At 31.7% G+C, this 24080-nt stretch carries 18 protein-coding genes; 11 read left to right on the top strand and 7 right to left on the bottom strand.

The window, feature by feature from the left end:
- The first annotated feature begins 10 nt into the window (after window positions 1-10).
- From uvrC to MOV42_RS02590, 5 genes are read left to right on the top strand one after another with little or no spacing between them, the layout of a single operon-like run.
- Entirely contained in the window at window positions 11-1789 is a 1779-nt protein-coding gene (uvrC, locus tag MOV42_RS02610; RefSeq protein ID WP_324172264.1) for an excinuclease ABC subunit UvrC, read from the top strand.
- Between the two features lie 57 nt (window positions 1790-1846).
- Entirely contained in the window at window positions 1847-2263 is a 417-nt protein-coding gene (locus tag MOV42_RS02605; RefSeq protein WP_324172263.1) for a PAS domain-containing protein, read from the top strand.
- Window positions 2263-3852 (top strand): Hpt domain-containing protein, encoded by a 1590-nt coding sequence (locus MOV42_RS02600; RefSeq protein ID WP_324172262.1) that lies wholly within the window; start codon window positions 2263-2265, stop codon window positions 3850-3852. Before MOV42_RS02605 ends, MOV42_RS02600 begins: the two co-directional genes overlap by 1 nt.
- Before the next feature lie 3 nt (window positions 3853-3855).
- The gene (locus tag MOV42_RS02595) at window positions 3856-7014 is read left to right on the top strand and encodes a response regulator (RefSeq protein ID WP_324172261.1); all 3159 of its coding nucleotides are present in this window, start codon (window positions 3856-3858) and stop codon (window positions 7012-7014) included.
- 12 nt (window positions 7015-7026) lie between these two features.
- The gene (locus tag MOV42_RS02590) at window positions 7027-7404 is read left to right on the top strand and encodes a response regulator (RefSeq protein ID WP_324172260.1); all 378 of its coding nucleotides are present in this window, start codon (window positions 7027-7029) and stop codon (window positions 7402-7404) included.
- 8 nt (window positions 7405-7412) lie between these two features.
- On the opposite strand, the gene lon is transcribed toward MOV42_RS02590, so the two are convergent.
- Window positions 7413-9836, bottom strand: a complete 2424-nt coding sequence (gene lon / locus MOV42_RS02585) for an endopeptidase La (protein WP_324172259.1) — start codon at window positions 9834-9836, stop codon at window positions 7413-7415.
- A 16-nt stretch (window positions 9837-9852) separates the two neighbouring features.
- On the bottom strand, window positions 9853-10710 hold the full coding sequence (gene bamD, locus MOV42_RS02580; protein WP_324172258.1) for an outer membrane protein assembly factor BamD: 858 nt from the start codon (window positions 10708-10710) through the stop codon (window positions 9853-9855).
- Window positions 10711-10830: 120 nt separating this feature from the next.
- Between bamD and fliW the strand changes: the two genes are divergently transcribed.
- The 6 genes from fliW (at window position 10831) to hpf (ending at window position 18715) form a co-directional block, all read left to right on the top strand.
- The gene (gene fliW / locus MOV42_RS02575) at window positions 10831-11211 is read left to right on the top strand and encodes a flagellar assembly protein FliW (RefSeq protein ID WP_324172257.1); all 381 of its coding nucleotides are present in this window, start codon (window positions 10831-10833) and stop codon (window positions 11209-11211) included.
- A gap of 138 nt (window positions 11212-11349) precedes the next feature.
- The gene (locus tag MOV42_RS02570; RefSeq protein WP_324172256.1) at window positions 11350-16137 is read left to right on the top strand and encodes a LamG domain-containing protein; all 4788 of its coding nucleotides are present in this window, start codon (window positions 11350-11352) and stop codon (window positions 16135-16137) included.
- The gene (locus tag MOV42_RS02565) at window positions 16131-16763 is read left to right on the top strand and encodes a type II secretion system protein (RefSeq protein WP_324172255.1); all 633 of its coding nucleotides are present in this window, start codon (window positions 16131-16133) and stop codon (window positions 16761-16763) included. Before MOV42_RS02570 ends, MOV42_RS02565 begins: the two co-directional genes overlap by 7 nt.
- A complete protein-coding gene (locus MOV42_RS02560; protein WP_324172254.1) occupies window positions 16760-17665 on the top strand; it encodes a prepilin-type N-terminal cleavage/methylation domain-containing protein in 906 nt (301 codons plus the stop codon). The genes MOV42_RS02565 and MOV42_RS02560 overlap by 4 nt, the downstream gene beginning before the upstream one ends.
- The gene (locus MOV42_RS02555; RefSeq protein WP_324172253.1) at window positions 17641-18123 is read left to right on the top strand and encodes a hypothetical protein; all 483 of its coding nucleotides are present in this window, start codon (window positions 17641-17643) and stop codon (window positions 18121-18123) included. Before MOV42_RS02560 ends, MOV42_RS02555 begins: the two co-directional genes overlap by 25 nt.
- A 58-nt stretch (window positions 18124-18181) precedes the next feature.
- Entirely contained in the window at window positions 18182-18715 is a 534-nt protein-coding gene (gene hpf / locus MOV42_RS02550; RefSeq protein WP_324172252.1) for a ribosome hibernation-promoting factor, HPF/YfiA family, read from the top strand.
- On the opposite strand, the gene recG is transcribed toward hpf, so the two are convergent.
- From recG to ribE, 5 genes are all read right to left on the bottom strand, one after another.
- Window positions 18707-20494, bottom strand: coding sequence for an ATP-dependent DNA helicase RecG (gene recG, locus MOV42_RS02545; RefSeq protein ID WP_324172251.1), 1788 nt, complete (start codon window positions 20492-20494; stop codon window positions 18707-18709). The genes hpf and recG overlap by 9 nt on opposite strands.
- 354 nt (window positions 20495-20848) lie before the next feature.
- Entirely contained in the window at window positions 20849-22129 is a 1281-nt protein-coding gene (locus tag MOV42_RS02540; protein WP_324172250.1) for a pitrilysin family protein, read from the bottom strand.
- Window positions 22129-23178 (bottom strand): dehypoxanthine futalosine cyclase, encoded by a 1050-nt coding sequence (locus MOV42_RS02535; protein ID WP_324172249.1) that lies wholly within the window; start codon window positions 23176-23178, stop codon window positions 22129-22131. Before MOV42_RS02535 ends, MOV42_RS02540 begins: the two co-directional genes overlap by 1 nt.
- A gap of 33 nt (window positions 23179-23211) precedes the next feature.
- A complete protein-coding gene (gene nusB, locus MOV42_RS02530) occupies window positions 23212-23610 on the bottom strand; it encodes a transcription antitermination factor NusB (protein ID WP_324172248.1) in 399 nt (132 codons plus the stop codon).
- Window positions 23610-24074, bottom strand: a complete 465-nt coding sequence (ribE, locus tag MOV42_RS02525; RefSeq protein WP_324172247.1) for a 6,7-dimethyl-8-ribityllumazine synthase — start codon at window positions 24072-24074, stop codon at window positions 23610-23612. The genes nusB and ribE overlap by 1 nt, the downstream gene beginning before the upstream one ends.
- Window positions 24075-24080: the final 6 nt, after the last annotated feature.

The raw sequence follows: 24080 nt of genomic DNA, 5'->3' as shown, positions 1-24080 counted from the left end.
AAAACAAAATATGACTCTTAAACAAACCGTTGAGCAACTTCCTTCATCTGCTGGCATCTATGAGTATTTTGATAAAAATGGAAATTTGCTTTATATAGGAAAAGCAAAAAACTTAAAAAATAGAGTTAAAAGCTACTTTAGCTCCAAACTATCACTTAGAATACAAAAGATGATAAGTCAAACAACCTCTATGAACTATATAGTAGTAAACTCTGAGCATGATGCTCTCATACTTGAAAATTCTCTTATAAAACAGTTGAATCCAAAATACAATATTTTACTGCGTGATGACAAAACATACCCATATATTTATATAGATAACTCTCTAAAATATCCACGATTTGAGATTACAAGAAAAATCATAGATGCTAAAAATGTAAAATATTTTGGTCCTTACTCTGTTGGAGCTAGAGATATTTTAGAATCCATATATGAACTTTGTAAAATTGTCCAAAAAAAAGGCTCTCTTACTTCAAAAAAATTATGCTTATATCATCAAATAAATAAATGTCTCGGTCCTTGTGAGCTTCCAATCTCCAAAGAAAGATACAAAACAGAGTTAGATTTAGCTATTAAACTTATAAAAAATAAAAAATACTTAATCAAAAAACTTCAAGAACAGATGGAACTGTATGCTCAAAGTTTACGCTTTGAAGAAGCTGGAGAACTTAGAGATAGGATAGAAAAGATTTCTCGTTCCCAAATTAAAAGTGAGATAGACTTTGCGACAAATGAAAACTACGATATCTTCGTTTTACAGAACTCTGATTCAAGAGCAGTAATTGTCAGGCTATTTATGCGAGATGGGAAGATAATATCATCAACTCACGACTATATTCAACTAAATGAGGGGATAGATGAAGATGAACTTTATCAACGCGCAATATTGGACTTTTATACAAAAGAAAAACCACCAATAATTGCTCCTATTTTAGTTGCTTTAGAATTTGAAAGCATCAATGCAATACGAACTTATTTAAGCACTATTTTTGATAAAAAGGCATCTTTGAGCGTACCCAAACAAGGAAAGAAAAAACAACTTATTGACTTAGCAATTTTAAATGCCAAAGAGCTACTTAAAAAAGACAAAAAAACATTAAATACAAAAATATTAGATGAACTTAAAGAGTTGTTATTTTTAAACAGAACTCCAAAAAGAGTTGAAGTTTTTGACAACTCACATATTTCAGGAGTCGCTACTGTTGGGGCTATGATTGTCTATGAAGATGGAATTTTTGATAAAAAAAGTTATAGAACTTATCATCTAGATGCTAAAGATGAATATGCTCAAATGCGAGAAACATTAACTAGACGAGCAGAAAGTTTTTCTAAAAAATCTCCTCCTGACTTATGGATAATTGATGGAGGTACAACTCTTTTAAAGTTAGCATCTGAAATTCTTGCTTCATCTGGAGCTTTTATAGATGTTATCGCTATATCAAAAGAAAAAATAGATGCGAAAAGCCATCGAGCAAAAGGTAAGGCAAATGATACTATTCATACAAAAAATGAAAGTTTTAAGTTAAAAAACTCAGATAAAAGACTTCAATGGACACAAAACCTTAGAGATGAAGCACATAGAAGCGCAATAACATTTCATAAAAAAACAAAACTAAACCTAGATAAAGAGAGTAAACTTTTAAATCTTAAAGGTATCTCACAAGCAAAAATAAAAAAACTTTTAAATCATTTCACAACATTTGAAGCTTTAAAAAAACTTAGTTTTGAAGAACTATCTTCAGTTTTAAACATAAAAGATGCAAAAATTATAAAAAATATTTATAAATAAGTATAAATTTGCTTCTATTATGATATTATAGACCCCAAATATTGTGAGGTATGTTTTATGAATAATGTAACACCTGTTAATGAAGAGTACATATTTGAGGGAAGTGCTATCGTAAGTCAAACTGACTTAAAAGGCATAATAACCTTTTCAAATCGAAAGTTTTGTAATGTTTCAGGATATAAAGTAAGTGAGCTTGTTGGAAGCAATCATAATATAATTAGGCATCCTGATATGCCAAAGTCTATTTTTGCAAAAATGTGGAATACCATTGAGAGTGGAGAATCGTGGAATGGCTTAGTAAAAAACCTCCGTAAAGATGGTTTGTATTATTGGGTATATACCGAAATAACACCTATATTTAACAAAAACAACGAGATCACTGGCTATATTGCTTCAAGAAAGAACGCTCCAAGAAAAGATATCGAAGAGAGTGATGAACTTTATAGAAAAATACTCAAAACTAAGGGAAATTAATGTTAATTTACAACTATCAAAAAGAATTTTTAGGAATTGATGAGATTGACTTAAAAGTCCTAGGCTTCTCTGATTTTGCACAACTAAGATCTGAGTCAGCTGATTTTGCCGACCTTTTTATTAAAACACCAGGCTTTGTTCATAACTTTAAACATGTTCATTGGATAGATTTTGTTAACTGCGCAGAAGGAAGTGAAGAGTCAAAAGTTATAATTCACGTAAATGGTAAAAACTTTAAATGTACGCTAGATATAAAGACAGCTTATTTAGTTGATGACCCTACTCGGAAAGCCTACCTAGTCAACCTTGTAAATTTAAGAGTACTAACTCATAATGAAAATGATAAAGTTGCTGATGATGTACTTGAAAAACCTGCCCCAATAGCATCTAGTGAAAAAAGTGCTATTTTTGCAAGTTCTAAGTTTGATGACACCTTTAAAGAACGCAAAAATAATAAAAAAGAATTATTACAAACAACAGAAGCAGTTGAAGAAGTAGAAGTTACACATGACCCTTATGAAATAGGTGCTCCTCAACTAGAAGAAAATTCAATGGTAGTTGATGATATCTATGAAGAAAGAGCTATCAATTTTGAAGATGAACTTTTAGAAATTGATGAGATTGAAGAAATTAAACATGAAATAAAAATAGAAGAAACAATAACGAAAAAAGAACCTATTGTAGAAGATAGACCTGTTATTTTATCTCAGGTGCTTAATGTTGGTTCTGATTATTTATATGACCCACATCTAGCATCTGAAGAACTTGGTCTTCCTGTTGACTTAATAGAAGAATTTATTCAAGACTTCATAAACCAAGCAGAAGAATTTAAGACGCCTCTACAAGATTCACTAAATAATAATGATATCGATAATGTTAAAATACTATCTCATAAATTAAAAGGTGTTGCTGCAAATCTTCGTATAGAAGATGCTTTTGAAGTATTAACAACCATCAATACTTCTAGTGATATTAATAAAATTCAAACAAATATAAACACACTTTACATGATTATTGAAAAACTGTCCGGTAAAACTTTCAAACAAGCTAACATCGTACAGAATGAAGAGGAGAATGAAGAGGATGATGATTTAATTCTTAGCTTTAAAGATGAAGAAAAAGTAGAGTTTGAAGAACTTTTAGAAATAAATATGCCTGATATACCTGAACTTACTAAAGCACCTTCTAAGCAACCTATTCTAGAAGAATTGATTTTAGACTTAGAAGAACAAGAAGAAGAATTAGAAATTACTCAGGATATTGAAAAAATTGACTATTCTTCTTCTAGTAAAACTATTGCTGCTAATGAAATTGGGATTGATGCAGCAGATTATAATATTTTGTTTGATGATTACATAAGTGAAGGAAATAATGCTTGTTCCGTCATTGATGATGCGATTAAGCAAAACAATTCACAATTATGGAAAAAAACTGCTCTTAAACTAAAAAGTATTAGCGAGAACATGCGAATTACTACTGTAATGCAAAATCTTGAATCTATTATAAATACGAAAAATTCAGATGAAGCTAAAGAACTTATTTCTAAAATTAGCACTACTTTAAAACAGTTATCTATAAGTGAGGATTAAAAAATGCAGATAGGTTTAAAAAATAGATTAACAGTAATCAGTCTTTTTCCAATTTTTATTTTGATTACATTAGCAAGTTATTATCTTTATGATTCATACAATAACTATCAAAAAGCAGAGTTAATTCACAATAAATTATCAGAGAATACTCAGCTAAATGATATCATTGGCAATATTGCTAGAGAGCGTGGAATGACTGCTATGTATATTGGCGATTCATCTAAAGCAACTTTTCAATCTTTATCGATTCAAAGAAACATAGTTAATAATAAAATAAATCTATATGTAAACGATTCAAAATACAATAAAGCCTTACATGCTCATAAAACTGGAAAAGAAAACTGTATAGGTTGCATAAATATCAAATCTATAGAAAATATTTTATTTAGACTTAAAGATGTTAGAAAATTAGTTGATGATAAAAATATTAAATTCGACAAAGCATTTACAGTCATATATAGCGGCATTCAAAAAGAACTAATTACTAAACTAGAAAAGCTTATTCAAAATCAAACAGACCAACACATAAATGAACTTTTTACTATATATATAGAAATGGTTGACGCTAAAGAGTACAGTGGCATAGAGAGAGGTTTTATGTCATATATTATCTCTCGTGGTTTAGCTCCAACAAAAAAAGACTTAAAAAGATGGATATCTGTTGTTGGTAAAGCAGATGTACTATCATATAAAACACTTCATAATCCAGAACTCCTTTCTAAATTAGACGCCCTTTTTGAGAGTAAAGAGTCTATAGAATTATATGAAAAAATCAATGCCGAAAGAGCAACTATAGTTGATAGTAGCAAAAGTACTAAATATAACGCAAGTGCCATAAAATGGTTTGCTATGCACTCAGAAAAAATAAATATCATCTCAAATGCAGAAGATTTAATTTTACAAGAAATGGATAAAAGAGCTGTTAAAGTTAAAGAAACAGCTTTACAAATTCTAAGCTTAACTGTGTCCCTTTGGCTAATTTCAGTAATACTAGCTTTTCTTGGTTATTTTCTTTCTAGTGAGATTACAAAAAATATAAAAAATCTTGAAGAAGTTTTAAAAAGAGTTGCAGAAGATGCGGCTAGTGAAGATGAAGAGATTACTGTTATCAATCTTCATACAGCAGAGGGAACAACTCAAGCTTATAATTTACTTGAAAGAATTATTGAGCAAACAAGAGAAGATAAAGAGTCTGCTCAAGAAGCAAGTGAAGCAAAATCAATGTTTCTTGCCAACATGTCACATGAGATTAGAACTCCTTTAAATGGCATTGTTGGATTTACAGAACTTTTAAAAGATACAAACTTAGGTGAAGAGCAAACAGAGTTTGTTGAAATTATTGAAAAATCTTCTGAAAACCTTCTTGAAATTATCAATAATATTCTTGACCTTTCTAAGATTGAGAGTAATAAACTAGAAATTGAAGATATCGTCTTTAATCCGATTAGTGAATTTGAAAGTGCTGTTGAAGTATATGCCGTTCGTGCAAGTGAAAAACATATTGATCTTGGTTGTTTTATAGACCCTAAACTAGAGAATCCATTAAAAGGTGACCCTACTAAAATTAAAGAAGTAATAATAAACTTACTTTCAAATGCTGTTAAATTCACAAGTAGTTCTGGCTCTATTAATGTTGACATTAGAGTTATCGAAAGTGATCAAGAAGGACAAACAAGAATTAGGTTTGAAGTTCAAGATAGTGGTATTGGTGTGACTAATGAGCAAAAAGCTAAAATCTTTGAAGCCTTTTCACAAGCGGATACATCAATTACTCGTAAATACGGGGGTACAGGTCTTGGTCTTACAATTTCTTCTAGATTTATTGAGCTTATGGGTGGAGAACTTGACCTTCATAGTGAAGCAGGAGATGGAACAACATTCTTCTTTAGTATAGATTTTGAAAGAGTTGAAACGCTAAATGAAAGTTCTCAGGGTATATATTCAAATCTAAATGCACTTGTTCTAAAAAACTCTCATAAAGCAAAAAGACAAGATATTTACTTAAAAGAGTATCTTGATTTTTATGGTGTTAGATATACTGCTTTTGAAAATATTGATGAACTTGAAACACTTCAAAGACAAGTTAATTACGACTTAGTCTTTATTGATTATGATTACACTCAAGAAAATCTACTTTTACAATATTCAAACTTACCTCAAGCACTAGTACTTTTAACTAAAACATATTTTATGAAAAAAGTAGATTCTCTTAATCTTGATATTTTTAAAACAATTTATGAACCTTTAAATATCTCAAAAGTTAAACAAACTCTTGAAAATTATTCATCTGAAGGTTTTGAATCTAAAAAATCAACTCATAAAAAATTCAACAAAAAAACTTCACGATTCCAAGCTAATGTTTTAATAGCAGAAGATAATATAATTAATCAAAAACTAATTAAAAGAACACTAGAAGATATCGGACTTAATGTTGATATAGCAAACAATGGGCTTGAAGCATTTCAAAAAAGAAAAGATGGAAATTATGATTTAATTTTCATGGATATTCAGATGCCTATACTTGATGGAGTAGAAGCAACTGCTGAAATTTTAGAATATGAAGAAGACTACAATCAAGCACATATTCCAATCATAGCACTTACGGCAAATGCTTTAAAAGGAGACAGGGAGCGTTTCTTAGAAGCTGGGCTTGATGAATACACTACTAAACCATTAATACGCCCTGAAATAATATCTTTATTAAATCACTTTCTAGCTGACTTTATTGTTGATAATACACAAAAAATATTAGAAATAGAAGAACCGAAACAAGCTCCAAAAAAAGTAAAAGTTGCTAAAAAGAAAACATATAAAGCAGATATTCTTCTTGCAAAAGAGCATAAATTTGAGTCAAGACTTTATGTTCAACTATTAAAAACTATAGGCTACTCTTATGAATTGGCTCAATCCGCACAAGAATTAAGTGAGTTAACTAAAGTTAATTCTTATAAACTAGTTATATTTGATATTGGTTTAGAAGGTCTGAAAGTAGAAAAATTATCAAATGACATAAAAAGAACAAGTGAAGAAAAAGCTTTATCATCTGCGCTAATTCTTATTAGCAGGGAAGAAGAACATATGCATACTCAGTATGTTGATGAAACAATTATTAATGTTGTGAATAAACATTCACTTCGTAAAATATTTGAAAAATTTATTTAAGGATAATATAGAATGTTAAAAAACAACTTAACTATTTTAGCTGTTGATGATGATATGATAAATATAAAGTTACTTAAATCAATGCTGATGAAAAACGAAAATATTAAAGAGGTTCTAGAGGCTAAAAATGGCTCAGATGCGATAGGTATTTTAAAATCTCGTGATGATATTGATCTTATTTTACTAGATATAATCATGCCTGTTATGGGTGGTATAGAGATGCTAAAAGTTGTTCGTGCTGATGACAATCTGCGACAGCTTCCTATCATAGTTCTTACGACAGATGAAACGAAAAAAAGTGAAGCTTTAGAATTTGGAGCAAATAGTTTCTTAATGAAACCAATCAGAAATGCTGATTTATTTGAAAAAATCTCAACTGTATTAGTTTAGGGAAGTCTTTACGACTCCTTTACTAAAATATACTTAAGTACCTCTTCCACTCTACTAACACCTATAATTTGTAAAGAATCTTTTACCTCTTTAGGAATATCATCTAAATCTCTTTCATAATTTTTTTGTGGGATTAACACTATACTCATGGCAGCCTTATGAGCAGCAATAAGTTTTTCTTTCAACCCACCAATAGGAAGAACATCACCACTTAAAGAGACTTCTCCTGTCATAGCTATTTCAGAGCGAATTTTATCTCCACTAAGTATGGAAGATATAACACTCACCATAGCTATGCCTGCACTTGGCCCATCTTTTGGAGTAGCTCCATCTGGAACATGAATATGCAAGTCATATCGTCTATAAACTTCGCTCACATCTATTTTCATATTGTCTTCTTTTTCTTTAAATGTAAGAGGAACATTTTTAGGATTTATTTTTAATTTTTTAGTATCTATAAGAGTTTTAACAACACTCATTGCAATTCTTGCACTCTCTTTCATCACATCACCAAGACTACCAGTGAGTTGCATAGTGCCTTTACCTTTGATGCGAATACTCTCTATTTTTAAAACATCTCCACCAACTGCTGTCCAAGCCAACCCATTTACAACACCAACAACAGGAACTTTAGTAGTTTTTTCAATTTCAAATATATTTTTATCAAAGAAATCTTTTAAATTTTTCAAAGATACTGCAACTTTTTGTATTGAAGAATCTTCGAGCATCTGACGAGCCACTTTTCTACTCATGTCTGCAATACGACGGCGAAGATTTCTAACCCCTGCTTCTCTTGTATAACTATGAATCAGCTCTTTTAATGCAGGTTTTGAGATACTAACTTCACTCTTTTTTAAGCCATGTTTTTTTAACTCTTGTGGAAGTAAATATCTTGAAGCTATCTCATATTTTTCTTGTGGTGTATATGAACTTATAGTTATAAACTCCATTCTATCCCGAAGTGGTGTTGGTATTCGTCCAACATCATTGGCAGTTGCTATAAAAATTACCTTACTTAAATCAATATCAAAATTGAGATAATAATCTCTAAACTCTTTATTTTGTTCAGGATCCAATATCTCTAAAAGAGCTGCTGTAGGGTCACCTCTACCAGTACGAGCAACTTTATCTATCTCATCTAAAACAATTACAGGGTTCATCTTTTTAGCATCTATGAGTCCCTGTGTAATTCGTCCTGGCATTGCACCAACATAGGTTCTTCTATGACCTCTTAACTCGTTTACATCCTCAAGTCCACCAAGTGCTATGCGAACAAGTGGGCGTTTTAGAGCCTCTGCTATTGAGTTAGCTAAAGAAGTTTTACCAACTCCTGGAGGTCCTGAAAAACATAGGATTGCTCCTGCACTGTCACTTCCTAAGCCTCTAAGTTCAAGTAATTCTTTTACAGCAAAATACTCAACTATTCGCTCTTTTGGTTTTTTAAGTGAAAAGTGATCTTCATTTAGTTGTGTTTGCACATCTTGGATTTTAAGTGCTTTTTTTGCAAAGTCTCCATAAGGAATCTCTAGCGTCCAATCTAAATATGTTTGAGTCATAGAAGCATCTGAAGAATCAGGGTGCATTCTTGAATATCTATCTATCTGTTTGGAAATCTCTTTAAAGGCACCTTCGCCCATTTTTGTTTTTTTATCTTCTAATTTTTTACGATACTCTTCTATCTCTTCATCTCTATCGGTATCAGTACCTAACTCTTTTTGAATTTGTTTTAATTGCTCTTTTAAAAAGTACTCTTTATTAACTTTTTCTATATGAGTATGAACTTTACTTCTTATCTCTTTTTGAAGTTTATTCGCTTCTATTTCATCCATTAGATAGTCTATTAAAAGAAGAAATCTTTTTTCCGTATCTACCTCAACAAAAAGTGTATATGCCTGTTCTTTTTTTAACTTTACACTACTGCATATTAAATCTATTATACGATTATGGTCATGATTTTCTTCTATTGTTCGAAGTAAATCTGGTGGGAAATAATTACTAACTCCAGAAAGTGTTCTAACCTTTTCTCTAACTATTTCAAGAATGGCATCTATCTTTAAAGACTCCACATTTGTAGCTTCTAGTATTGCAACATTTGCTATAAGTGGATTGTCGTTAACTTGATGCAAAGTTTTTGCACGTGCGAGTCCTTGGAAAAGAACTTTTACTCTCCCATCTGGTAAGGCTACTTTTCTCATAATAGAGCCAACTACACCTGCATCATATAAAGAGTCATATTCTCTCTCACCTTCTTGTGCGGGTTTAGTTGGACAGACTATAACTAAAGAGCTGTCTTCCATTGCTATTGTTGCGGCATTTATGTTACTCTCGTCACTTAAAAAAAGTGGTGAAATCATAAAAGGGTATAAAAAAAGTTCATCTTCTGCTATAACTGGTATATCTGCTGGAAAATCTCCATAATTACTAAGTTTCATATAAAATCCTAATCTTTTAAAGTTCTAATATTTTTTCTTTTAATGTTTGATATTCTGCATCACTTAAGATGTCTTTATCTCTTAAATCTTTCGCTTTTTCTAATTCACTTTCTTGAAAAGAAGTAAGTTTTTTTGTTTGTTTTTCTAAAGAATTATCAGAAACCGAGTTTCTTGAAACAACACTTTTTGTGTCTGGTATCATAAAAGCATACCAACTAGAAGTTCCATCTCCTTCAAACCACTCTCTATACCAAGCTGTATTTGCTCTATCAATTTCATTCCACTTTATCCATGGCTGTGGCTTTATAGCTCTATAATGTTGAGCACTTTTTGGCTTATCTAGCCTATCATAAAGGTCAGCAATTGTTTCATTTAATGCTGCTTCAGCCATATAAAGTCTAGTTTGCATCGTATCTACAACACTATAGTACATAGAGTTTGGATATCTATTTTTAAAATTTTGCGCTTCTTTTATCGCTTCTTCTATAAGTGCTTGATCTCGTCTTGGATTTGGTAAGGCCATGTATTTTGCTTTGATTTTTAAAAAGTCTGCATCTTCTTTTTCATTTACAGTTGCATATCTTTTTACATACTCATTTAAAAAGTGTTCACTCAACAGATACTCTTCGTAGTGCATATGTGCAATAGCTAAAATCATAGTAGCTTCTGGAAGAAGTGGTGAACCTATATGTTCGCCTTGAAGAGAACTATAATATTCATCTGCCTGCTCTAAATCTCTTTTTGAAATGTTTTCAATTATTTTTCCATACCAGTAAACCGCGGGTTTGTTATACTCTTCTAATTCTTTTGAACATCCGCCAAAAAACAAAGATGACGCAAACAAAATTAGTAAAAAACTTTTTTTAAATTTCATATAAATAATATCCTCTAATAGTAAGTTTGTATTTTATCTAAAAGATATATAACACTTATTAAACTAGGTACATTTTATGCTTTAAGTGATACAATAACAAATATTTACAAAAGGTTTTTTATGAAGTTTGACATTTGTGTGCCTCTTTTAGGATTTGACAATATAAAACAAGTTGAGTTGCAAAAGATAGATGATATTTTTATGAAGATGCGTTCAGTTGAAGAGGAACATATCTCTTTTACTCTTATCGACCCTTTTGTTCTAAGAAAGTATGATTTTGAAGTTCCTACTCATATAAAAGAAAAACTAGAGATTAATGAAAAATCAAACCTAATGATTTTAAATATTGTTCTTATACAAACTCCAATAGAAAACTCTGCCATAAATTTCATCGGTCCACTAGTTTTTAACACTGATAACAATAAAGTTGCTCAAATAATACTAGCAGAATCAACAGAGTATGGCATAGCTGAAAAAATTTCTACTTTTTTAGATAAATAAAAGACGAGTATACTTCACATTTTATTTACTTTAAGATTTCTTTTTCACTTATAGTAGTATAATACATGCAAATGAATTTACTCGGTGTTGAGCCTTTTTTTTCGTTGCACTAACAATTTTTACTTCAAGGAGTCTGTTATGAAAACTTTTAATACAAAATTTTCTTTCCTGCTACTAATTTTTTTATTTTTTACTTCTCTTTCTGCTTTTGAACTATCAAATGACACATTTGATAATAGTACCAACGGCTACACTGGTACTGGAGTTTCAGCAACTTCTGGATGGTTGCTTATCACAAGAGATAACACAGCAAGTAAAACTTATGATTTTGGAGTTTCTTATGCCAACCTAACAGTTACTTTTAACATAAAGTATAGAACTTCTGGTGGATGGGAAGACTCTGGAGGTAGTCAGGATTCTTTTGATATATCAGTAAATGGTAGTCAAATACAAAGTTATTCTGTATTAGATGGAACATATATAAGATCATTTACAGCAAATACAGATGCAAATGGCAGAATACTTTTAACTCTAAACCCTGACACAACTGATAATAATGAACAGATAGAACTAGATTATCTTCAAATTACTGCCTCTATACTTAAAGCAGAGTATCGCTTTGATGAATGTTCATACAAAAGTTTTACCAATGAGGTTATAGACTCTGTTGGCACTTCACATGGACAAAGTTATAATGGAGTATCAACAGATAGTAATTCTACAATATGTTCTAGTGCCTCTTTTGATGGTAATGATGATTATATCTCAATGGGTAATAGCTTTAACAATATATTTGGTCGATCAAATAATAGATTTACTATCACAGGGTGGATAATGCCCAAAGGATTTGACCCTGCAACTTCTTCTCATGGAACAGCAAACACCATCTTTGCAAAAGCTTCTCAAACAAGAAATGACAATTTAGAAATTGGTGTTAATTCAGATGGCAGTTTACATGTGTACATAGATGCCATAACAGATTTTACAGGTAACATTGGATCAGGCATTACACAAGACAACTGGCACTTTATTGCAGTTATATATGATGGAGCTACACTCACTACTTTCATAGATGGAGTAAAAAGTACAAATACTACACCAACTGGTAGGTTGGCAAATGCTAGGCGTACTCCTTTTACAATTGGTACAACACTAAATAATGGTACATCATTTAATGGTTTGATAGATGAAGTCAAAATATTCAGCATAGCACTTAGTGATAGTGCGATAGCAACAATTTACGCAAATGAAAAGGCTAAAAATGAATATCTTGGAACATCTAGAACATGTACTGCATGTATCCCTAGTTTTTGTAAACTAAATTCCTTAACTGAAGGATTTCATATTGTTGACCCAGATGGTGGAGATGACTCTAATTCATACGAAATTTATTGTGATATAAATAGTCCTAGAGCACCAAGAGAGTTGATTGCATTACCTCTTAAAAATAACTATAACAACTTTGTTTTTGAAGATGACTCACCTTCTGCCAACTACTATAAACAAGCGGATAAGTCTAGAAGAAAGGAAGCAGCAAATTCATTTAACTTTTTACAGATATCTATATCTGGAAGCACTGTTAAAGTAGTCCCAAACTCATTAGCAGAAGGCTCAAGCAATAATCAAGGTCACTTTAGTAATATAAACCTTATAGGTACTCCATTTTCCATTGACTGGACTAATACATCTTTATCAAATTGTGATCCTAATAAACTTCGTATAGGTGCATGGAATCAAGCTGTTAAAATAAATACACTTGATTATACAAACGGACGATGTAAAGTTGAACAAATGCAACTTAAACTATTAGATACATATAAATATTTAACATATCCAGCTATCAAAGGAACAACAAACGGATCAACTACGGGAGATTACAACACTGAAATTCTTGAAGAGACTTGCAGAGAAATTTTTCAAAAGGTTCCAGATGCCCCTTTGTATCTGCCAACATTAGGTGGTGCTTCAAACGGTTATTTTTGGATAGACCCAGACAAAGGTGGAAGAGTTAAAGGGGACACAATTACAACAAAATTTAGACCATTTGTAGCATATTGTAAATATCAAGAAATTATTAAACAAGCTTGGACATTTGTTATGGCTCTTGATGCAAAAGTAACTAATTCCAAAGATGATATAAAAACTATGACACAGGTTCGCGCAAATCCAAATGTATATCATGATACTTGTTCTCAACTTGGTCTTTTATTTTTTGTTCCAAATACAAAAGATACATTTCAAAGAACAAAAGCATATTTATTTGAGAATAAATCTGAATGGATAAACTATACAGGTACTATCCGTGAAAAATATAAAATATATACCAATAAACCATCAAAAGAATACTATATTACACCAGAAGGCTATAACGAGGTTTGGCCTTATGGGCCATTTGGACTTTATTTTCCACAAAATGGAAACCATGCTGCTGATGGCAAACATACTTCTTGGCAAAACAATATGCAGGGAAGATGTATGAATTCTGGAACAAGTTCAGGTGCTTCTACTTGTACAGACTATACTAAAAATGCTGTTCCCCTTGATGATTGGACTATGGGCATTATGGGATGGAGAACTACACTCCAAGATATGATAGCAAACAATCCATCTGACCCTACTTTATCAGCTATATCAAATGGTGATCAATGGTGGATAGCTGATGTTGGTGCAGGTAACTACTTAACCAAGAGTAGTACTGTAGAGTATAGTGTAACCGCTCCTGGTATTGGTGGGGGTGGAGCAAGTGTAAAGAGAGATGTTTACTATGAGCCAAATGGTAACTATAAACAAGATGCTTGGCTTAACTTTATTTCTGATAGCAATGGTAATGTTTATCATAATGATGACAATAATGCATTCTACTCATATTATGATTATCTATGTATGTCTTGGGATAACTACCTTGGAGTTAGTCGTTATGGAGCTACAGATGGTCCATTTACGGTTATTAAACATCTTAGTTCTCTAACAGTAAATAAAAATACCAACTACCCAATAAACGCACCAACAGATTTAAATATAACTACAAAAATTTTTAAAGAAAAAGAGGATTTTGATATATTACTACTTAGTAAAGATAGAACTCTTATAGTTAATGATCAAAATATAAATGCTGGAGTATTTTTAGTAAAAGTAGAAGACGATGGCTTAAAGAGAGAAACAACTGATTTACACTACTACGGGTACATTGGTAATATTAGTTCGTGGAATCAGGATCCTAAAACTGAGTACTTTGATCTTAAACAGAATAAACGAGGCGTTATAAAACTTACTGATGCACTATCGTCTGTAAATAATGTCCACAAAGTAGTTTCATTTCAATTTAAATATTGTGCTTTAGCTGCTAGTGACTGGACTAAATGCTGGGATGTATCGGGTATTGGAATAAATAGAAAAGCCACATGTGGCGCAAAATATGACTCAAAAGGAAAACCAAAAGGTCAATGTCGAGTAGCAGACTCAAATGAGTTTTCTATTAGACCAAAAAACTTTTCTTTATCTAGTGTAGATGGCGTTCCAAGTGGTGGGAAGCTAATAGTAAAAGCCCAAGATACAAATATAAGCTACCTTGCAAATGATTTTAATGACAACCCAGCTTCTGATTATAACACTTCTTTTAATGATTTAGATACATCTATAACTCTAATACTTGGTAATAAAAATTGTAGTACTGTAGACCTTAGGGACATAAATAAATCCGCTTATGCTTTTGCCGATGGAATGGATTCACATACATATACTCTTTCTGATGTTGGTGAATATAAATTTACAATTAAAGAAAATAGGGATAAAGAGTTTGCAATTGTAGATAAAAATGACACATTAGATATAGATAGGTTTATAAGCCCAAATACTGTTAACTTACTTATAAAACCACACCATTTTAAGATCACAACTCCTCCATCTAAGATCAATCACAATAGTGCGACAGGTTTTACATACCTTTCAAATGATTTAGAAAAAATGGGAGCAAGTCTAATATTTACTGCAGAAGCACAAAATCAGGATAATAATATAACAAAAAATTATTCAAAAGAGTGTTATGCTAGTGATGTAAATATAAGCATAGCCTATACTTTATCGAGAGGCAATTCAAATATTTCTTCCCCTACTGGCGATATCATATTCAAAGATTTTAATACTACTACTACTACTCCCTTAATGATTAAAAAACCTTTATCTGATCTCAATATTACTCTTCTCATACCACCAACAGAAGCATTTACAAGTGACCATAACGGTAGCGGAAATTTTGGAATTAAGTTTAACTTTGAAAGAAAGAACAACGAAGCAAGAAATCCATTTATTATCAGCATAAATGATTTAAATGTTTCTGATCAAACTACTGTTTTAAAAATAGGTACAGATGGCTCTCATATAATAAAAGATGTAAATGCAACCATGTTTTACGGTAGAGCACAAGGTCCAAAAAGAGCTATAACTAAAATTTGTTATGCAAAGCCTTGTTTTACCAAATCACAACCAGATGCAAATAATCCAAGACTTATATATCAAGTCTATAGTGATAATTCTGCTTTTGTACCTGCATTTGATAATAAGGGAACAGGCGATACAAGATGGTTCGCTAACTCATGGCATAGAGAAGGAAATAATGACGGAATTATTGGAGCAATTAGTCAAAAAGGAGCTAGTTCTGTATCTAATAATGATACTCCTAAAAGAAGTACTGATGTATTTAATTTTGAGTATTATCTAAAGTACTCTGGAACAACTTACCCATATACAGCAACCATGGAGAATAATGCGACTAATTGGCTAATTTATGACGAATTAAATGAAAATGCTACACACAATAAATTTGAAGTTGAGTTTAGAAAAGATGGTGCTTGGAATGGTAAAGCTGAGAACTCTACAACTACTAAAACCAAAGCTAAGGGGATAACAAATAGGAGAACAATGTGGTAAGATATGCTTTTACGCTTATTGAGTTAATATTTGCTATTGTCATAATATCTATTTCAGTTATGTCCTTACCTATGATAAGTCAGATTACTTTTAAAACAATCAGCAATAGTCAAGTACAAGAAGCTATTTTTGCATCAGTAGCAGGTCTTAATGAGGCAACTACATACAGATGGGATGAGTTCAGTATGAATGATGCACAAACCGCAACTTTTGATCCACAATTTGCTCGAGTAGTTAATGTAGTTGTGGGGGGCAATAATGATTGCTCAGCTGCTACACCAAACAAAAGAAAAGGACATATCAATAGAAAGTGCTTAAATGATTTAAGCACTCGTCCCTACATAGGTACTGTCTTTAATGATTCACTAAATGTGGCTGCACACCCTCAAGAACATATCTTTATTTTAGATGCAAATAGCTCGGCAGAAGGCTATAAAAAGTTATATGATTCTATCTTAGTTGTTGAGTCAAACGCAACCTTTAACAAGTATGACCCAAATAATCCAAACCTCAAAGAAATTACGATAACTATACTAGACAAGAATACTACCAATATTGTAACTGTCTTAAGAACATACAGTGCTAATATTGGTGAAGTGTCTTATGCAAGAAGGTCTTATCCATGATAATAAGAAAAGCATTTACAATGATGGAGCTTGTTTTTGTTATTGTAATTATGGCAATTTTAGCAAAATTTGGTGTGGAATTTTTAGCTCAAGCATATAACAACTTTATATTTTCAAAAATAAATCATGAGTTACAATCAAATAGTGAATATGCCGTTGAGTTTGTATCAAAAAGACTTCAGTATCGTATAAAAGACTCTGTAATAGTCAGAAATACTACTTTATCCACAATGGTTCCCTTACAAGGAGCATCCAAGGATGTGAATGCTACTGTTCTTGAATGGATAAGTGCAGATGAAGATGGTTTTCGTGGCGATAGACTTCCTTACTGGAGTGGTATTATAGATTTAGATGACTCTAATGAAAATTTATTAGTCTCAAAAGAAACGAATACGACAGCGGTATCTGACTTAATAAAGATCTTATCTTATGGTAGGGCAGATATTAATGACAGTGCTATTTATTTTATTGGCTCATCTCTTACAACAAATGCATGGGGATATGGTACTCCTTCTACTTCTACTCTTATAACAGATCAAAATCATAGTATGCATCCAATAGCATTTGTACCAGGGCAAAGAATGCATTTTGTTCCTAATACAGGGGCAAATGTCTTTACAGATATTCTTATTTTTGAATATTATAAATTATCTTGGACAGCTTATGCGGTAGAACTTCGTAATTATAGTGATACAACAAAAAGTGGAGACTTAACTCTTTGGTATAATTATAGACCATGGAAAGGTGAAAGGTATACAGATGGGAATAAAAGTATCATTATGGAAAATGTAAGTTCATTTCAATTTAGAGCAATTAGCTCTTTAATAAAAATTCAAGTATGTGTCAAAAGTTTATTAACAAATGAGGAGTATTCAATATGCAAAGAAAAAACTATCTTTTAAGAACTTCTCAAATTAAAAAAACTTCTAAAAACGGTATGGCAATGATGATGGCAATAATTGTTCTTGTTGTTATTGCTACCGTTATGGCTCTATCTTTATCCCTTGCAACTCAAACATCAAAAAGAACGACAGACTTATATCTATATGAACAGTCCATACTTCTATCCCATAGTGCTGCTGAATATGCTTTATTAAAGATATCCCAAGTAGACCCATGTAAACTAAAGGATCTTAATTTTAAACATAATGACATCTATGATATTAATGTAAGTTTGCATTATGTTTATACTGCTCCTTCTCCGTGCACAACAGCAGCAGTACCACATGGAGTTGACTATTTTAATACAAGCCATGCTGAGACTAATGGTACTGTACTTATGGACATAACAGTAACAGCAAATCCAGCTGGAACAACAGAGCCTATAAGATATTTTAGAAGAAGCCTTCAAAAATTATAGTTTTACATAAACCTTTTAATGTTATAATCTCAAAATTAAATATTAAAAGGATTCTTTTATGAATATTTCCCTTACAGGAAGACAACTAGAACTAACTGAGCCAATAAAAACTCACATGACAACTTCTATAGAAACACTAAGCAAGTATAAGATGGATATTATATCTGTAAATGTAATAGCATCTGCACAAACAAAAAAAGGTAAAGAACACTCAACAGTTGAGTTTGTTATAAACCTTGCACACAAAAACACTATTGTCATAAAACAGAGTGATGATGACTTATATGCTGCTATTGACATGGCAACAAGTAGAGCTCAAAAAGCAATTCGTCGTATGCATGACAAAGATGTTGGACATCGTAAAGTTGGTTTAAATGAAATCAAAGCTGAAAATATAAACTTAAAAGAAGAAGCAGAGGCAAGCGAAGATGAGATCGTGCCAGTTGAACTTGACCTTTACAAACCTAGAGAAGTTGAAGATGTTTTAACAGACCTAAAAGATAGTAACAAAATGTTTGAAATCTTCTTAGATAACGAAGGTAAAACTCGTGTTCTTTACAAAAGAAACGATGGTAAATTTGGACTATATTAAGTCCTTTTTTACCGCTCGTACAACATCTTCATCTAGTGCTAAATCAATCCACTTAAACTGACTTCCACTTTGAGAACTTCCTCTAAGCAAATCACCACTTTTTCTAAATTTTAAATCCAAATTTGCTATATCAAAACCGCTTATAGTCTTTACAAATTTATCAAGCCTATCTGATGAACTTTGATTTGTATATAAATAACAATACCCTTTTAGTCCTGTTCTACTCACCCTACCTCTTAGTTGGTGCAGAGTTGAGAGACCTAATCTCTCAGCACCTACGATAACAACGGTACTAAGCCTTGGAAGAGATATACCTACTTCTACAACTGTTGTAGCTATGAGTAAGCTTCCTTTTTCTCTAAACTCAAGCAAGACTTCCTCTTTATGTTTATCCTTGCCATGCGTTACATATACATCATCAAAGTTTTTTTCCCAATATCCACGAGCTTCATCGATGCTTTGATACTCTATAACCTCGCTTTGCTCAACTAATGGATAGACTAAAAGAACTTGATTATTTTTAGCTATCTCTTTTTTTATTCGTTCTAGTAACTCAGAAAAATCATTTTTATGAATCACTTCACTAGTTATATCTTTTTTAAAAGGAGTTGTAGTTATCAAACTTACATCTATATGAGCAGTTTCAATCATCGCTTGTGTTCTTGGAATCGGTGTTGCACTAAACTGTAAAAAGTGTGGTTTTTTTTCTTTAGAACCAACAAGTTTTTCTAACATATTTCTTTGCTGTGTTCCAAAACGATGCTGTTCATCTACCATAACCAAACCAGCAGGTGGCAGTTCTCTATATAAAAGAGCGTGTGTTCCTATGATAAAATCATACTCACTTAAATCTACTTTTTTTGTTTTGTTAGTCACCAAAACACTTTTGAGATTTGGAAGGTATTTTTGTGCTTCTTCAAATAGTTGATTTGCTAATAATGTTGTTGGTGCCATTAAAATTGAGCAACTTTTTCTCATCATATATGCAGATGCTAGAATAACCATAGTTTTTCCACTACCAACATCACCCACTATCATTCGTTTTGAAGCTACATCTTTTGCAAAATCATTTTTTATATCTTCTATGGTTTGCATCTGCTCTTTAGTTAACTTAAAAGGTAACGATGAAGTCCAATCATCATAAGTTGCATCTACTCTTACTAATGGCTCGAAATATCTTCTCTTAGATGCTAAAAGTTTCATATAAACAAAAAGTTCTAAATATTTCATAGCATCTATACTTTTCTTATCTAATTCTTTTAGATTATACATAGAAGTAGGAAAATGAAGCTTTAATACTTCAAGTGCTATCTCTTCTTTTAAGCCTTCTGATTTTAGTAGTTCTAAAGTAAGATTATTTTGCACTAAACGAAGCATAACATCATTTCTGAGAGTTGATTTGTATTTTGGAGTTATAGAACCCATGGTTGTTATTTTTCTTGGCATACTCATACTACAGTTACCAACTTTACAGTCAATAATACCATAAAAATAATCTCTATCTCCAACTTTAAACTGATGCATCATATAAGATTTTGGACGAAATAAAACTCCATTTATAGTGTGTCCTAAGTTGTGTGCATAAAAAGTTATTTGGATTGTATTTGGCGCACGAAAAACCGACTCAACACTAGCATCTATGAGTTGAGCCTTGCCCATATCTATACTATCTTTTAAGGTTAAGTCTTCGTAAGAATGTGGAATCATAAGAGAGAGTTCACACCAAGAGTTTATCTTTAGTTTTGAAAATTTTGTTTGAATATCTTTTGTGAGGTTCATAAGACAACTACTATTTTTTATCTTCTAATTTCTTCAATCTTACATGAAGATTTCCAACCATAAATACTAAAATAACTATAATTAAAACAAAAACTATATCTTCGATGGTTTGCATAATTTTTCCTTTTTGTGTTATAATCAGCCTTAAGATACTAGAGGCTATTACCTCTAGTATAATTCCTTGAACAGCTTAACTACTATAAAAATAATAGTTATTACTTTCAGGATTATGTTAAGAATATACATCTTAACCTCCTAAGTCTGATTTTGTCCCACCTTTTGGTGGTGACAATACAATTATAAAGAAAAAACCGATAACTCCTTAAAAACTTTGCAATTTGTCATATTTTTAAACTATTTTGTAACTATCGCAAAACTCATCTCTAAAATCTCTTTATGACTTTTAATAAACTCATTTAAATCTTTTAGTTTTAAATCTTTTATCTTTTTAAGTTCTAGTGCTGAATGTCCTAACTCTTGACCTTTGTAAAACTCCATAAAAGTTCTGTTAAGTCTTTGTCCCATAGTTTCAACTCTTAATGGCTCACTTCCTAAAAGAAACTTTTTAGTTTGCTCTAACTCTTCTTTTGTAACACCATCTTTTACAAACTTAGCTACAACTTCTTTAACAGTTTTTTGAGCTTCTTCAAGTGACTCTAGTTTTGTTTGTAAATAACCTGTCATATATGAACTTGATTTACTTACACTTACCCTTGCATAAGCAGAATATGCTAAACCTTTTTTAACTCTTATCTCTTCCATTAGTCTTGAGCCAAAACCACCTGTTCCTAAGATGAAAGTTGCAACTCTCGCCTTATAATAATCCTTAGAATCAACATTCATATTGTAAGGTGAACCAAAATAAACATAAGCTTGTTTTGTATCTCTTTTTAAGATGTTTTGAGTAGCTTTTTTACTAACTTCATAATGTTTTAAAGCTTTCATCTCACCTTTTGGCATAGCTTTTATAATATTTTTTATTTTAACCTTTACACTTTGTATATCTACATCTCCACCAACAACTACAATAAGTCTAGAACTTACTAAATGCTCTTTTAAGAATGCTTTAACATCATTTAATTTTATGCTCTGAACACTTTTTATAGTTCCAGAAGATGGATTTGCTAAAGGTGTGTTTTTAAATAAAAGTGCTTTTAACTCATTAGATGCTACATAGTCAAAATCATTTACTTTTGCACTAAGTGAGCCTATTGTTGTTGTTTTGATTTTGCTCATTACCTCATCTGAAAGGTTTGGGTCTTCTAATAGAGAAGCAAAATATTTAAGTCCTTGGTTAAACTCATCTTTTAATGCTCCAACTTCCATAACAAAAGTTTCTTTACCTGCAGATGCAGATATATGAATAGCTTTACTTTCCAAAACTTCAGCAAATGCTAACGAACCAAGTTTTTTCGTTCCTTCACTCATAACTCTTGCACTAAATCTTGCTAAACCTGCTTTAGTTGTGTCCGTTATAGTTCCACTATTTTTAAAAACAAACTGCATTGTTGCAAGTGGAAGTCTTTTATCTTCTTCAAAAATCAAAGGTATTTTCAACCCATCTACTTGCATATATTGTATTGTTGTTGCCATTATCATCTGTCCTGTCATTAGTAATATTAAAAGGTATTTCATTAAAACTTCTTTAGTATTTTGTAAGCTGTATCTCTCACAGCTGGTGTTTCACCTATATCTCGGATAAGCTCTATCATCTCTTCTTTTGCCATTGTATTTGTTACCCCTGCACTGCTTACAACATTTTCTTCCATCATAGTTGAGCCTAAATCATTAGCCCCAAATCTAAGTGCCATTTGTCCGATATATGCTCCTTGAGTGACCCAAGAACTTTGAATATTAGGCACATTATCCAGGTAAAGTCTAGCAACAGCTAAAAGTCTTAAGTATCGGTTAGAAGTTGGTTTCTCCATATCTGGAATAAGTCGTAAAAGCTCAGTATTTTGACCCTGAAAACTCCACATAATAAATGCTCTAAAACCACCTGTTTCATCTTGAAGTTTTCTAATCATTTCAAAGTGCTTTATTATGTCTTCATCGCTTTCAACAGTTCCGTACATCATTGTCGCCGTTGACATAATATCAAGTTTATGAGCTTTTCTATGTATATCTATCCAAACTTTTGAGTCTATTTTCTTTGGTGCTATAATATCACGAACCTCATCACTAAGTATCTCCGCTCCAGCACCAGGGATAGATGCCAGACCTTTTACTTTTAAACGCTCCAAAACCTCTTCAACGCTAATGCGAGAAACTTTAGCTATAAAATCAATCTCAATAGAAGAAAATCCATGAATAGTAATACTCGGATACTTAGTGTGAATATGCTCAACTAAATCCTCATACCACTCTATTTTTAACTTTGGGTGCACTCCACCCTGAAATAATATCTGAGTTCCGCCTATTTCTAAAAGTTCATCTATCTTGGCATCTATCTCCTCAAATGTTAAAACATAAGCATCTACATCTTTTTCATGTCTATAAAAAGCACAAAACTTACAATCAACCCAACAGATATTGGTGTAGTTTATATTTCTATCTACTACAAAGGTAGTTATACCTTTTGGGTGAAGCTCTTTTTTTCTTGCACTTGCCAAGCGACCAAGTTCTTTTAAATCAGCATTTTTGATTAAATCAAGGGCTTCTTCATTACTTAACCTTTTTTGCATTGTCCAGCTTTTGTTGTTATATTATCCATGCCTTTATTTATCTTTTGAGATGGCGTCAAGCACACCATTTATAAATTTTGGAGATTGCTCAGTTCCAAAAGCTTTTGTAATTTCTACTGCCTCATTTATAACAACAGCAGAATCTAACTCACCAAATAAAATCTCATAAGTAGCAAGTCTAAGAGTAGCTCTTTCTATGCTCCCTAATCTTTGGAAATCCCACTCTTTTAAGTGTTCAATTATTACCTTATCACAAGCTTCAAGATTATCCATTACTCCTGAAAAAAGTCCTAAGGCAAAATCTTTTTGTTTATTACGAATTTTTTTTTCTTCTAAAATCTCATCTGTATGTTCGGCAATATTTCCATTTCCCAAATCATAAGCATAAAGTAGGCTTACAACAGCCATACGAGCGTGATGTCTAGTCGCCATTAAATATTCTCATAAAGGTCTAGCATCTCGATAACAGTTGTCATCGCTTCAAAACCTTTATTTCCAGCTTTTGTTCCAGCTCTTTCTATCGCTTGTTCGATTGTATCAGTAGTAAGCAGACCAAATGAAACTGGTTTTTGATACTTTAAACTCATAGTAGCAATTCCTTTTGTAGCTTCTGCAGAAACATAATCAAAGTGAGGAGTTGCTCCACGAATCACTGCACCTAAAGCACAAATTGCATCATATTTTCCACTAGATAATAGTTGGTCAACAACCATTGGAAGTTCAAACGCTCCAGGGATTAAAACATGAGTTAATTCATCTTCATTTCCACCATGACGATTGAAAGCATCTTCTGCCCCTTCAACCAATCTATCAACTATAAAGTGATTCCATCTTGTGCTAACTATCGCAATTTTTTTGCCGTTTATTACTTTTAACTTACCTTCAACTAACTTCATTTATAT

The organism is Sulfurimonas sp., assembly GCF_029027405.1.
GTDB lineage: Bacteria > Campylobacterota > Campylobacteria > Campylobacterales > Sulfurimonadaceae > Sulfurimonas.
This window is presented reverse-complemented; position numbering and strand designations above follow the sequence as displayed.